Origin of the sequence: Mucilaginibacter sp. (assembly GCF_028287845.1) — a bacterium.
GTDB lineage: Bacteria > Bacteroidota > Bacteroidia > Sphingobacteriales > Sphingobacteriaceae > Mucilaginibacter.
The window spans coordinates 1-14250 of record NZ_JAQBOW010000031.1; the positions used below are offsets into that span (position 1 = coordinate 1).

At 41.3% G+C, this 14250-nt stretch carries 10 protein-coding genes and 1 pseudogene; 8 read left to right on the top strand and 3 right to left on the bottom strand.

Annotation, left to right across the window (positions count from 1 at the left end; all coding sequences use genetic code 11):
• The 3 genes and pseudogenes from JWP71_RS02790 to JWP71_RS02800 all read left to right on the top strand — a co-directional run.
• Window positions 1-516, top strand: a pseudogene (locus JWP71_RS02790) (glycoside hydrolase family 2); the annotation flags it as partial.
• Between the two features lie 60 nt (window positions 517-576).
• A complete protein-coding gene (locus JWP71_RS02795; protein ID WP_299496848.1) occupies window positions 577-1359 on the top strand; it encodes an ABC transporter ATP-binding protein in 783 nt (260 codons plus the stop codon).
• A 13-nt stretch (window positions 1360-1372) separates the two neighbouring features.
• On the top strand, window positions 1373-2122 hold the full coding sequence (locus JWP71_RS02800; RefSeq protein ID WP_299496851.1) for an ABC transporter permease: 750 nt from the start codon (window positions 1373-1375) through the stop codon (window positions 2120-2122).
• A gap of 18 nt (window positions 2123-2140) precedes the next feature.
• Here the strand turns inward: JWP71_RS02800 and JWP71_RS02805 are convergent, their stop codons facing one another.
• Complete coding sequence (locus JWP71_RS02805; RefSeq protein ID WP_299496853.1) at window positions 2141-3772, bottom strand: glycosyltransferase family 39 protein; 1632 nt, start codon at window positions 3770-3772, stop codon at window positions 2141-2143.
• A 172-nt stretch (window positions 3773-3944) separates the two neighbouring features.
• Here JWP71_RS02805 and JWP71_RS02810 point away from each other — a divergent pair, with 172 nt between their 5' ends.
• On the top strand, window positions 3945-5450 hold the full coding sequence (locus JWP71_RS02810; protein ID WP_299496855.1) for a hypothetical protein: 1506 nt from the start codon (window positions 3945-3947) through the stop codon (window positions 5448-5450).
• Window positions 5451-5983: 533 nt separating this feature from the next.
• Here the strand turns inward: JWP71_RS02810 and JWP71_RS02815 are convergent.
• Window positions 5984-6451, bottom strand: coding sequence for a VOC family protein (locus JWP71_RS02815; RefSeq protein WP_299496857.1), 468 nt, complete (start codon window positions 6449-6451; stop codon window positions 5984-5986).
• Between the two features lie 203 nt (window positions 6452-6654).
• Between JWP71_RS02815 and JWP71_RS02820 the strand changes: the two genes are divergently transcribed.
• From JWP71_RS02820 to JWP71_RS02835, 4 genes are read left to right on the top strand one after another with little or no spacing between them, the layout of a single operon-like run.
• Window positions 6655-8097 carry a carboxypeptidase-like regulatory domain-containing protein gene (locus JWP71_RS02820; RefSeq protein WP_299496859.1) on the top strand — a complete coding sequence of 481 codons (1443 nt, stop codon included), beginning with the start codon at window positions 6655-6657 and terminating at the stop codon, window positions 8095-8097.
• A gap of 23 nt (window positions 8098-8120) precedes the next feature.
• On the top strand, window positions 8121-9182 hold the full coding sequence (locus tag JWP71_RS02825) for a carboxypeptidase-like regulatory domain-containing protein (protein ID WP_299496861.1): 1062 nt from the start codon (window positions 8121-8123) through the stop codon (window positions 9180-9182).
• Window position 9183: 1 nt separating this feature from the next.
• A complete protein-coding gene (locus tag JWP71_RS02830; RefSeq protein ID WP_299496863.1) occupies window positions 9184-10356 on the top strand; it encodes a carboxypeptidase-like regulatory domain-containing protein in 1173 nt (390 codons plus the stop codon).
• A gap of 1 nt (window position 10357) precedes the next feature.
• The gene (locus tag JWP71_RS02835; RefSeq protein WP_299496865.1) at window positions 10358-11524 is read left to right on the top strand and encodes a carboxypeptidase-like regulatory domain-containing protein; all 1167 of its coding nucleotides are present in this window, start codon (window positions 10358-10360) and stop codon (window positions 11522-11524) included.
• Between the two features lie 366 nt (window positions 11525-11890).
• Here JWP71_RS02835 and JWP71_RS02840 read toward each other — a convergent pair whose 3' ends face one another.
• The gene (locus tag JWP71_RS02840; RefSeq protein ID WP_299496867.1) at window positions 11891-14194 is read right to left on the bottom strand and encodes a GH92 family glycosyl hydrolase; all 2304 of its coding nucleotides are present in this window, start codon (window positions 14192-14194) and stop codon (window positions 11891-11893) included.
• Between the last annotated feature and the right edge of the window lie 56 nt (window positions 14195-14250).

The following is a 14250-nucleotide window of genomic DNA, read 5'->3' on the forward strand; positions in this document are numbered from 1 at the left end:
GGCAGGCCGGTTAAACTTGAATATACCTACACCCAAACCGGCGATGCCGATTATATGGGTATCACCTTTAATTATCCCGAAGAAAAAATTACCGGGATGAAATGGCTTGGCCGTGGTCCGTACCGTGTTTGGAAAAACAGGTTGCGTGGTCAACTATTTGGGGTATGGCATAAAGCCTATAATAATGCTATTACCGGCGAGACCTGGGGGTATCCTGAATTTAAAGGCTATCATGCCGAGGTTAGCTGGGCTGTTATTGAAAATAAAGAGTCTCCTTTTATAGTTTATACCAATAATAAAAACATGTACCTGCAAATGCTGCGCCCGGCCAGAGAAAAAGATGCGTTGAAGGATAATAACGTAGAGCCGCCATTCCCTGATGGTAATATTGGGTTCTTAAATGGAATAAGTGCTATTGGTACCAAATTTCAGCCGGCAAGAGTTATGGGGCCGCAAAGCCAGAAAAACAAAAACACCGGCGAACCCATAAATGGTACCTTATGGTTTAAGTTTTAATTGGCGCTGATTGTAATAATAAAAAATCACTGCACTCTAACACCTAAAGTATGATAAAATATGGCTATTGAAGACGATAAATACATTTTACAAGTAGAGGGCCTTTATGTTAACTACGGCAATTTTGTCGCGGTAAATAATGTAAAGTTTGAAGTATTAAAAGGAGAAATTTTTGGTTTGCTTGGGCCTAACGGCGCGGGTAAAACAAGTACCCTAAGTGCTATTGAAGGACTGCTGAAATTTAAAACCGGAACTATTATTGTTGATGGGCAGGACGTACAGAAAAAGCCTCTGCACGCGCGTGCATCAATGGGCGTACAGTTGCAATCAACCAGCTTTCAGCCAGAGTTGAATGTGGTGCAAATACTTCAACTATTTTCGGGTATTTATGGTGTGCCCATGAGTAAAGATCAGATTAAGGGTGTCTTAAAAGATATTAACCTGGAGGATGCAGCTACTAAAAAATTCGGACAGCTATCAGGCGGCCAGCAGCAACGCGTATCGTTGGTAATTGCAACAATTCATAATCCACGGTTGGTATTGTTAGATGAGCCTACAACGGGCCTTGACCCGCAATCGCGCCGCCAGCTTTGGGAACGTATTGAAGCCATACGCGAAAAGGGCCACGCGGTTTTATTAACCACACACTCCATGGAAGAGGCAGAAGCCGTTTGTGACCGGATAGCTATTATTGATCATGGCCGCGTAATAGCTATTGATACGCCACAATCGCTTATTGATAAGCATCGAGACGAGCCGGAAGTAATAGCCGTATCGCGCCGTGGAAAAGTAACTTTAGAAGATGTATTTATTGCCCTAACCGGCAGCGCTGTGCGTGCCTAAATTAAAATCAAAAATGGAAACAGTAATACCTAAAACATCCACCGTATTTATAACTTTATTAAGGGCCGATGTGGCTACTTTGTTCAGTAATCGCCGGTCGGTTATAATTTCATTATTAGTACCTGTTATTATCCTTATATCATGGAAGGGAATGATACCACAAATGGGTGGTCCGTTTGCACTTTCTACCGCAATAACCATAGGTTTAATGGCCATAGGTTTAATGGGTTATACTATATCTATATCGCGCGACAGGGATAAAGGTATTTTTCAGCGTTTGCGTGTAGCGCCGGTACCCGGCTGGGCAATCATGGCAAGCCGCATAAGCATCCAACTGGTTATGATTATGATATTAACCCTTCTTGTTTTTATTGTAGGATTTGAATATGATAAAATAACACTTAGTGCGCAGGGATATTTACTCACATTTGCAGTAGCTATTTTGGGCGGAGCGGTTTATCTTAGCCTTGGGCAGTTAATTGTAGGTATGATTAAAAATCCCGAAACTGTTAATGCAACTACGCGCCTTACCTATTTCTTATTTATAATGGTTGGCATGTTTGGCGAATTGGGTGCATTGGGCCCGCAGGTAAAGCAGGGCGTGCATTGGTCGCCTTATGGTTCAGTTAAGCTCATGCTGGCTGCCAGCATGGAGCCCGTTAAATGGAATAATGAAACCACTACTACCGTTTTAGTATCATTGGGTTACGTTATTATATTTGCCGGTATCGGCATTAAGAATTTTAAATGGAACACTAAGTAGACGACATTATCAGATCGCCTAATTACCAAACGGCGGTAAACCCATCAACTGCCTGTACAGCGGATAGTCTGGAAATTTATTAGCCGATTCATGGAAGTTTTTGCAGTAATAAACCTGTAAATGCTCTTCCACCACACCACCACGAATTATTGGGATATCGGCCAGTTTGGTGATGCTGTCAAAAAATGGTGTGCCATCATTCTTGATCGTTTCATCATAAGCATGGGCTTCGCCAATAATTACGGCATCTTTGCCTATTAGTGTTTTGGGGTCAACAAGGAAGGCCAGGTTACGTGGGTCGCGATTAAAGCAAATGATGTCTTTTTTACCTTTTAGCGCCCAATCTACCTTGCCGGCAAGCCACCAGCGGGTACTGCCTGCAAATACATTAGGATTATTTATCCAGCCTTCTTTTTCAAAGCGGGTCATGATGTCATCATAATCAACACCTTGTATGGTTGGGTCTATTTTACCGCCGCCCAGGCTGGCTACCCATTTTGGGCCATGGTTTTGCCAAAAGCCGGTAACTAAATGCAGGCCAAGTACGGTTATAGTTATTACTGTAAAATACATGGAGAAATTTATCCATCGTCGGGTAAGGCGTTTGCGTCTTTCGTCGGCACCGTTTAGGGCCTTATCAATAGCATAACCTAACGGCATAAACAACATCATATAACCCGGTGCCTGCCAGTGAAAATGGTACTGAAGGTCGGCCCATAAGGTAAGCACCGTGAAGAAAACAATCGGCAACACCGCCATCCAAAAATTAAAGCCATATGCTTGCTGTACACGCAGTTTCCATGAGGTAAAAAGCTGCCTTATCGTCGGGAACCAAATCCAAGGTAATAACCATACGGCCTGCCCGGCTATGCTGCGGATGAACCAATCCGGGTGAAGTTGAAATGGCTCGTGCCTGGTGCCGGCCCTTGATCCTTGCCAAACAAACGATACCCAGTTATTTTTATAGTTCCACCATATTACGGGGGTAGCCATAATTATGGTTATCACAATGGCCAGGTACGGGCCGGGGTGTGCCAGCCAATGACGCTGTTTTTTGCTGGTGAGGATGAACATAAATACCCCGGCAAATAAAAATAGTACATGGTATTTACTTAAAGTAGCCAGGCCCATGCAAATGCCAATCACTATCCAAAGCCAATATACTTTGCCTTTATCTGTTTTCGGGTCGAGCGGTCTTTCTTCGCCTATGCCTAATACTTTAACTATGTACCAGGTGCTAAGTAACCAGAAGAACATCAACGGCGCATCGGGTTGGTACCAACAGGCAACCCCTACGGTAAACAGCGCGCTTAAATTCATAATGGTTACCGCCCAAAATCCGGCTGCAGCATTAAACAATTTACGACCAAGGATAAACAATAGCCAGCTTGTGCCGGCAAACATCAATACATCCGGGAAACGTAACCCTAAATTGGTAAGCCCAAATAAACGGATGCTTGCGCCACCCAGCCAAAAGAAAAGTGGGGGCTGATCAAAATAGCTCCAATCTAAATGTATAGCGCCTCTGAAATAATACGATTCGCCATTGCCTAAACCCGTATACGCGGCAATAAGCAAGCGGATGAAAAAAGTAACAATTATTAATACCAGCGTATATTTTGCGGCGTTTTGTTCTGTTATTTTTTTCATTTAGAGGAGTGAATTTTTTAACCGCTGCAAGGTCTTGATTTTTTTAAATAAAATCAGGATTTATTTTTGGTGAGCCCTGAAATTGTACCCGCCTCTATAGCGTGAAGATGAAAATTTTATTAAATTGCAATGGATACTTACCAATTGTATCCTTCAATTTAAACCTGTAATAATGAGAAAATCCATGTTCCTTTCGGCAGTATTTGCCATTTTGTTTAGTTTATCCGCATTAGCGCAACAAAATACTTTAGGTGTTTTTGATGAACAAGCCGATGTTGGTGCAAAAACCAAACCCGGTTCGGGCACATATTTGCCGCAAACACAGCAGTATATCCTTTCGGGTGCCGGCGAAAATATCTGGAACGCCAGCGATGAGTTTCATTTTATGTACAAGAAAATGAAGGGTGATTTCATCCTTAACACCCGGGCTGATTTTTTAGGGTGGAACGGTGTAGAAATGCATCGTAAAATGGGTTGGATGGTACGTAAATCACTGGATGGCAATGCGGCACATGTTAACGCGGTTGTGCATGGTGATGGGCTTACTTCACTGCAATTTAGGCGCACGGCAGGTGCTAAGACAGAAGAGATCCATTCAAAAACAGATCATGCCAATATTATACAGTTAGAGCGCAAGGGTAAAACCTATACCATGCGCGTGGCTAAATACGGCGAGCCCTTTGTTACCGAACAAATAGCTGATATTGATTTAGGCGATGATGTATACGTTGGCGTTTTTATTGGCTCACATAACGCTGATGTTAATGAGACAGCCGCATTCAGCAATGTGCGCATAGCGGTACCGTTCCCGGATAATAAAAAGATGGGAATGATATTGGGCAGTAATGTAGAGCTGATGGAAATTGCCACCGGCAACCGTAAAATTGCCTATACCGTTCCGTACTCTATACAAGCGCCTAACTGGACACCCGATAACAAATTGATATTTAATGATGAAAAAGGACTACTATATAATTTTGACCTGGCAAGTGGTAAATCATCAATAATTAGCACTCCCGGTGTAAAGAATAATAATGACCACGTACTTTCTTTTGATGGTAAGATGCTTGGCATGAGCAGTAATACCAAACAGGGTTCTATTGTTTATACTGTACCGGTTGCAGGCGGCATACCTAAGCAAATTACACCTACCGGGCCATCTTATTTGCATGGCTGGTCGCCGGATAGTAAGAGCCTGGTTTTTTGCGGACAACGAAATGGCGATTTTGATATTTATAAAGTACCTGCAGAAGGTGGCCCCGAAGTACAGCTAACCAACACCAAAGGACTGGATGACGGCCCCGAATATACGCCCGACGGAAAGTACATCTATTTTAACTCTGTACGCTCCGGATTGATGCAAATATGGCGCATGAAGCCCGACGGCAGCGGGCAGGAGCAGGTAACCAACGATGATTACAATAACTGGTTCGCCCATATCTCGCCTGATGGGAAATGGATGGTTTTTATTACGTTTTTAAAAGAAGAGGTTGAGCCGGGCGCGCATCCGGCATACAAGCATGTTTATATCCGTTTAATGCCGGTGGCAGGCGGCAAGCCTAAAGTGCTGGCTTATTTTTATGGCGGGCAAGGCTCTATCAACACCCCATCATGGTCGCCTGATAGTAAGCAGATTGCTTTTGTTAGTAATAGCGATATAGGGGAGATTGTAAAATAGTAATCCTGCGGCGTTTACTCACCCCGACATCGCTACGCTTGTCGACCCTCTCTTCGCTGCGCGGAAAGAGGGTTGTTTGAGCGGAATTAACCCTCTTTACCGCTTGCGGAAGAGAGGGTGATCAAGCGACTTAGCGATGATCGGGTGAGTACTAACAAAGCGACATTACCGCCAATGCCAGGTGGCGTTTACTCACCCCGACATCGCTACGCTTGTCGACCCTCTCTTCGCTGCGCGGAAAGAGGGTTGGGATAATTCAAAAAAAATAAAATAGCCCTCTTTCCGCCGAAGGCGAAGAGAGGGTGATCGAGCGACTTAGCGATGATCGGGTGAGTACTAACAAAGCGACATTACCGCCAATGCACGACGTTTACTCACCCCGACATCGCTACGCTTGTCGACCCTCTCTTCCGCGAGCGGGAAAGAGGGTTGGAACAGTTTAATAATTCTCTTTCCGCCAAAGGCGAAGAGGGGGGCGAGCGAAGCAACGACCGGGTGAGTCTTCGCTGCCGTTCTCGCCCTTAAGTGGTGGGCTACTCGCCGGCTTTCTTTAATACTGCAATATCCAGCTTATTCATTTTTAGCATGGCCTGCATTACATTATTTGCTTTTTTGGGGTCGCTGTTATGCAATAGCTCGCCAAGATTATAAGGCACCACCTGCCATGATAAGCCAAATTGATCTTTAAGCCAGCCGCATTGGCTTTTTTGGCCCCCTGTAGATAGTTTGTCCCAGTAATAATCTATTTCATCCTGGTTTTCGCAACTTATAAAAAATGACACAGCTTCTGTAAATTTAAACATGGGGCCACCGTTCAATGCCATAAATTTTTGACCCTCCAGCTCGAATGTGGCGGTCATAATGGTTCCTTTGGGCCCGGGCCCGGCATCGGTATATTTCACCTCGTACAATAGCTTTGAATTTTTAAATACAGAAGTATAAAATGCTATGGCTTCGCTTAAGTTATTATCGAACCATAAAAATGGGGTTATCTTGCTCATAATTTCTTTATTAGGTTAATACTTGTAAATATAGTTTCAAAAAATTTCAATAACAGGGTGTCTACAGGACAATGTTGGGGCTGATTGAAGACAGATTAAAAAATAGTTTTATTAACATCCCCCTGTTTTTTGGTAAACGAAGTATTTAGCATATATCCATATAAATGATGAGATTAGTGATACCAATTAATCTGCCGCTTGTTATGAAGCTTACTGTTTTACTATGTTTAAGTATTTGCCTTAGTGCTACCGCAAAGGTATCTGCCCAACATATAAATCTTAAAGAAGTAAATGCGCCGCTTGAAACAGTATTTAAAGACATACAAAAGCAAACCAGTTATACCTTTACCTATACCAAAGAGCTGTTAAAAAAAGCAGGAATTGTAAATATAGAAATAAACAATGTACCGTTAAATGAGGCTTTAAGGCTGATATTTTTAGAACAGCCGCTGACTTATACCATTTATAACGACGCGATTGTAATTAAGGACAAAGAAATAGTTGAAATTAAAAGCGACCCTGGCACCGAGCGCTCTGTTCAACAAAGCTATTCAATAACCGGGGTTATAAGTGACGAAAAAGACGAGCTGCTTGCGGGGGCTACGGTTTTCCTGACCAATACAAAAAAAGCAACATCAACAGATGCTTCGGGCAGATTTGCATTGAACCAACTACAGCCGGGAGTTTATGAAGTGGTAGTTAAGATGCTTGGATTTGGTGTGTATAATGAGTCGATAATTATTCAAAAAAAATCGCCCGAGCTAAATATTGTATTATGCCCCAACAGCATAATGCTCAAAACAGTAAAAATTTCGGGTATATCGGCATCCGCCAAAAAAAAATACCTGTCTATGTTTATTGATGATTTTATTGGCCAATCTGATAATGCAGGTAAATGCAAGATATTAAACCCCGAGGTGATTGATTTTAGTTATAACAAGAAAGATGATATTTTAACAGCCAATTCTGAGCAGTTTATTGTAATAGAGAACAAAGCTTTGGGCTATAATGTGCATTACTTGCTAAAAGCATTTAATATGGATGTACCCCGGCATTTGCTTTATTACGATGGGTCTTCTTATCTTGAAGAATTGCATGGCACACCGGCAGAACAGGGAAAATGGGAAAAGAATCGGCAAATAATATACGAAGGCTCTGAATGGCACTTTTTTAAAGCGGCATTTGATCATACGCTAGAAAAAGAGGGGTTTGAAATTTACAGATTCCCAATCCCCGCCAAAATACGTATGGCTGCCGGATTACAAAATGTACAAAGAAGCCATCCTGAATATTTTATGCCTTTTAAAGGGATGGATACGCTTCTTGTTAATGTTGATGAAAATATTAAGCGATTAAACTTAAAAGCACTTAAAAACGATTCGACTATATTATATATTATTTATACTAAAAAAGACGAACCACGCGCGTATGTTCTTGGTGGAAGGCATATTGTAGACCCAACGATGGAACATGCAAAGTTTAAACAAACATCAGTTATTCGCCCGGTTTTGGATGATATACTCATTGACAAGAACGGCAGCGTAAACCCTAAAACCAGCATTGCACGCGCCGGGTATTGGGCGTGGAACATGGCATCGGGCTTTTTACCGCCCGATTATAAAGTACTGGAAACGGCAAAAAAATAATATAGCAATTTAATAAGCACCATATGACAAGATCATTGCTCTTTATCTTTTTAATGATAGCCTGCCTTAGGGCTAAGGCTCAAACGTATTCTATAACCGGTACTATAAGCTATGATAAGGGAGTTATACCGGGTGCTACGGTTTTCCTCACCAATACAAAAAAAACAACATCAACAGATGCTTCGGGCAGATTTATGCTGAACGGATTACAGCCGGGATCATACGAAGTAGTTGTAAATATGATTGGCTTTATTGCTGATAAACAAAGCATCAAATTAGAAGAGAAATCGCTTGATATTGCTTTTAAGCTAAAAGAAAGCAACACCATGCTTAGAACGGTTACCATAAAAGGCAAAGCTATAAAGCAAGATCCGCAGGATTTAAGAATATTTACGTCGAGTTTTCTTGGTTTTTCTGGCAATGCATCACAATGCAAAATATTAAACCCCGAAGTGCTGAGCTTTAAAAAAAATAACAAAACCGAAATGCTGGAGGCCAGGGCAGATGATTTCCTGGAAATACAGAACGACGCGCTTGGCTATAAACTGAAGTATTTGCTAACTAAGTTTCAGTACCAATTTACAAGCGCGATATGTTATTTTGAAGGTGATCCCTATTTTGAGGAAATGAAAGGCACCGACGAGCAGCAAAAACAATGGGAGAAAAACAGGATAGTAGCATACCTGGGCTCGTGCAGGCATTATTTTAAAGCGGTAATGGCCGGCAATTCGCGCGCGCAGGGATTTTATACTTATGAATACAGGCAAAAATTATCTACAAAGGAGTCGCCGTTAAGACGGCTTATTGATATTGATTCGGAAATGGTGGCGGTTAATAAAAATTTTAAAGTGATGCTGGCCCGCCAGGTCGTTTTAAAAAAAGATACGATAAGATCTACGCTGCATATTTATTATTTGAACCACATAAGTCAGATAAAACAGTTTGTTGATACCATAACGGTTGATAAGCGAGGCGTTATTACACCGGGTAATGGTTTTTATTTTAATGGTTACTGGGCAAGCCAAAGAATAGCCGACCTAACACCCCTGGATTATTTTGTTGACCCGCTGGAGCAAAAGAAATAACATGAAAAAGTTGGTTTGCATTTTACTGGTATTTATAGCTTTTAATGTAAAGGCACAAACTTATTCTATAAACGGTACAGTAACTGATGAAAAGGGCGAAGCCGTTAGTGGTGCAACCGTTTTTATAACCAACTCAAGTTATATCACCTCAACAGATAATAAGGGAAAATTCGGCTTTAATGGTTTACAGCCCGGAGGCTATGAGGTGGTTATCAAAATGCTGGGACTTGCCCCGGTAACGCAGGAAATTAAGCTACAGGAAAAAAATATCCATATCGTTGCCCGGTTGGCTGAAAGCACCATCGAATTAAATACCGTTACTATAAAAGGCAAAACAGATTATAATACTGATTTAAAAAGAGAAAAATACTTAGCGCTGTTCCTCAAATCGTTCATTGGTGAAACGGTCAACGCTGAGCAATGCAAATTGCTAAATCCGGCAATACTGAACTTTTATTATGATAGAGACAAAGGGGTTTTATTGGCTAATGCCGATGATTTCCTGGTAGTAGAGAATAAGGCACTTGGGTACAAGCTAAAATACCTTTTAACAGAATTTGCATACGATTATAACACTAACCTTTGCACCATTGGCGGCTCACCCTATTTTGAAGAACTGAAAGGTACCGACGTGCAAAAAAAGAAATGGGAGGTCAATCGCAAAACGGCCTATTTAAGCTCGGGCAGACATTTTTTTAAAGCGGTAATGAATAATACGGCAAAAACAGAAGGATATATTGTTGCCGAGTTTGTTGACAGGCCTCTTACCAGTAAATATGGTAAAACATTAGTTGCCGACAGGCCCCTTAAAATTGATTCGGTGTTTTCTGTTTATAATAAAAACTTTAGGGTATTATTGCCTGGTATTATGGGGGTTGGTAAGGACACCGTTAAGTTAAGCCGAAGGTTTGGACTATACGTGGCTTATAACGGGGTAAAGGCATCGCCCTTGTTTTATAAAACAGGTACGCCACTCAGGCTAAAAATAAAGAGCATGATGAAGGATCCGCAGGAGTCTGAGATCCAGTTGCTTGCCGATACAATAATGATAGACAGGAATGGAGAGTTATCACCCAATAAAAAAGCCATTTTTAGCGGCTACTGGGGTTGGTTAAGAATAGCCGATCTGATGCCATTAGATTATTTTGTTGACCCGCTGGAGGGAAAGAAATAACATGAAAAAGCTGGTTTGCATTTTACTGATATTTATAGCTTATTACGTAAAGGCGCAAACTTATCCTATAAACGGTACGGTTACTGATGAAAAAGGAGCAACCGTTCGTGGTGCAACCGTTTTTATAACCAATTCTAAATATGTCACCTCAACAGACAACGCGGGGAAATTTAGCTTCAATAAATTACAATCTGGCAGTTATGAGGTAGTTGTTAAAATGGTGGGGTTTATTCCGGTCACTCAAAGTGTTATAGTTCAGGAAAAACCGGTTTACTTATCTATCCGGTTAAAAGCAAGTAATGCCATACTTAATTCGGTAACTATACGTGGGCGTCCTGATCCCAAAAGAGAAGAATATTTGGCGCAATTTATTAAGAATTTTATTGGTGAAACTGCAAATGCGCGGCAATGCAAAGTATTAAATCCTGAAGTTTTAAATTTTCATTATAACAAAACAACAAAATTTCTTACAGCAAGCGCTGATGACTTTATTGTAGTTGAAAATAAAGCGTTAGGGTATAGGATTAAATATCTGTTAACTGAATTTGAGTTAGATATAAATAATTATATATGTAGTATTATAGGGTCGCCGTATTTTGAGGACTTAAAAGGAACGGCAGCCGAACAAAAAAAATGGGCGAATAACCGCCGAATAACGTATTTAAGCTCCAGCAGGCATTTTTTTAGGGCGGTAATGAATAATACAACAAACGCCGAAGGTTATCTGGTTTATCAAATTATAAATGACCCTGCCATTATAAGTGCGATGCATAAAGGATCACCGGCAGAAATTATTGAATTTAATCAAACTACGCCTGCCGGCAAAATAAAAAGGTATGCAGTTAAAATTTCAGATGTTAATTCATTGTTTATTGATGATAAGAAAAACTTTAAAACGCTGAAGAAGGATGTTGCCCGACTGGAGTTATTTATTATTTATATGGGACAAAAACAATCGCCTTTGTTTTATAAAACGGGCCAGTCTTATAATTTGCCTATACCGTTTCCGGCAAAGCAAAGGCGTAACATGCAGGTATCTCAACTTACATCGCTTATGGATGTGGTAACGATAGACAGAAATTACGAGTGGCTCGCAAAAGGTTTTAGATATTCGGGATATTGGTCATGGTTAAGAGCAGCCGACCTAATACCAATAGATTATTTTTAACCCATTGGTTGAAAAGAAGTAATAATTATTGTAGCTGCCTGATATTCCCTGGTTGATTATCCCGTTATTGAACTGAATTTATTCGTAAAAAAACTGGCGATAAATTGCTTCCTGTTTTCTGTTTCCCGACGGTAATCTTGTTTCAAAAACTTGTTTCACCACTTTAAAAATTGGCAATCTGCAATTTGTTGATTATCAATGATAAAACTAAAAATTAAACTTAAAAATACTGACGAATAAGTTGTTACATTTTGTTACATCACTTTTTCGCAATTGTCTTATAAACAATACTTTAAGTCAAAATCTTGTTTCACTTGTTACATTTTGTTACACTATTTCGTGTAACAAAATGTAACAAGCGGAGTATTATTTAACCGCCGTCGGCACACCCGTTGGTTGCTGTGCAGGGTTTGCTCCCCAGTTTTTATCCGGCACATCCTGTAAGTAAATATCAAGTATGCCGCCCTTTACAATGTTGGTATAAGTGATATAATTTTTTGAATAGGTCTGCCCGTTCCATTTTACCGCATTGATGTACATGGAACTTTTAGATTTTTTGTGACAAATTATCTGTAGCTTTTTACCATCGTTTAGGTTAATAGTTACATTGTCAAATAGGGGCGAGCATAAAACATACTCGCCGGAAATTGGGCTTACCGGGTAAAAACCCATCGAGGCAAACATATACCATGCCGACATTTGCCCGGCATCGTCATTACCACCCAAGCCACCCGGGCCGTTGCTGTATTCGGCAGCTAATATGGCGCGCACTTGCTTTTGTGTTTTCCAGCTACTGGCCGTATAGTTATACATAAACGGACTTTGGTGCCCCGGCTCATTACCGTGCCAGTATTCGCCTTTAATAAACTGGCTATCTAAAGCGGTTTCCAGTTTTTGGCGGCCACCCATTAGTTTGGTTAGTCCCTGTACATCCTGCGGCACGTAGAAGGTGTATTGCCTTGGTGTGCCTTCTGTTATATAGGTTTGTTTAGAGTCGGGGTTAAATGGTTTGATAAAGCTGCCGTTTTGATAGCGTCCCCTTACAAAACCTGTTGACGGATCGAACACATTAACATAGTTTTTCGAGCGCTTTAAAAGCTTGTCGTAGTCGTCCGTCTTGCCTAATTTTTTTGATAGCTGGGCCAGCGCGTAATCATCATAGGCATACTCCAATGTACGGCTCACCTGCTCCATTTTATGGAAGGCTTCCAACACGCTATCCTCCAAAGGGATATAACCATATTTAATGTACGAGTTTAAAGCACGACGACCTTTACCCTCTACATATTCGGCTTTGGTTTTAGGCTGATCGAACGCGTTTTGGCGCATCAGGCGGTAGGCATTTTCTATATTAACCGTACTGATGCCCTTTAAGTAAGCAGATGAGATAACCGATGTGGTATGGTCGCCCACCATTTCTGATGTGTAATTATTCCAGCAAGGGAAAATAGGCAGCCATCCGCCTTGCTCGCCTTTGGTTAAAAGCGATTGTACGAAGTTATTTACATAGGTTGGTTTCAGTATTTCAAACAAAGGTATCTCTGCCCTGAAAATATCCCATAGCGAGTAATCATCATAATAATTGCCACCCTTTGGCATTTTAGCCAGTTTATAGTTTGATGAGAATTTAGGGTAAGTGCCATCCACATCATTATACAAGCGTGGCACCTGCATGGCATGGTAAAACGAAGTATAAAAAATATGCTTATCAACCGTGTTGGTGGTGTTAACTGTAATTTGCTTTAAAGCCTGTTGCCATATTGCTTTGCATTTGGCGGCAACAGCTTCAAAATCCCATCCCGGCAGCTCAGCGTCTAAATTTTTACGTGCGCCATCTATACTGGTGAACGACGTGCCTATGCGAATATGCAATTTCTCGCCCTTTTGTATCTTGAAGCCCACATAAGCTCCTTTGTTTTTTCTTCCCTTAAGACTATCGGGTATATTAGAATTGTCGGTAAGGAACATTCCATTTGTGCCAATTTTCTTTTCCAACTTAATAACAAAGTATCCGCTAAAACCTGCCGCTTTGCCCCAGCCCTGATAAATGCGGTGCGCAGGATTGTAACCATATATCTCATTGTTTTTCGTGTCGACTTTAACATAGCCTTCGCCCCAGTCGCTGTTTGGTGTAATTAACAGGTACAGGCTGTCGGCGGCATCTGCAGTAACTTCAATTATGCCTGCGCGAGGCGTAGCGGTAACAGCGGTGTGTATTTTATAAGATGGCAAATTAACACGGTATACATAGGGGGTAGACTTTTCATCTTTATGCGTAAACTGCGTGGCATAGCCTGTTGTTTTTAACTTGCCGGTTATAGGCATAATGGTTACACTGCCATAATCCTGCGTGCAGGAGCCGCTTATCCAGTGCGAGCCGCGGAAGCCCGAGAAAGCATTGTCTTTATAATAATATGGCGGTATACATTTTTGTTCGGCTGCCTGTGTTTGCGGTATCCATTGCGTCATGGCAAAAGGCGTAGTTACAGATGGCGCCGTATTGGCATAATTAGTAAGGGCCTCGTAACCATGCTTTAATGCGGATGGTGTGGTGCTGTTTGCCGTTCCGGCTAACGGGTTTACATATTTAACCAGGTCGGTTTCCTGTGCAAACGCGGTACTAACTACCGTTGCAAATAATAATACAAAACAAAAACTAATTGATCTCATTGATTTATTGCTGAAAGCTGAATTTTTATTGGTTGCTATAATAATACCTTATAGGT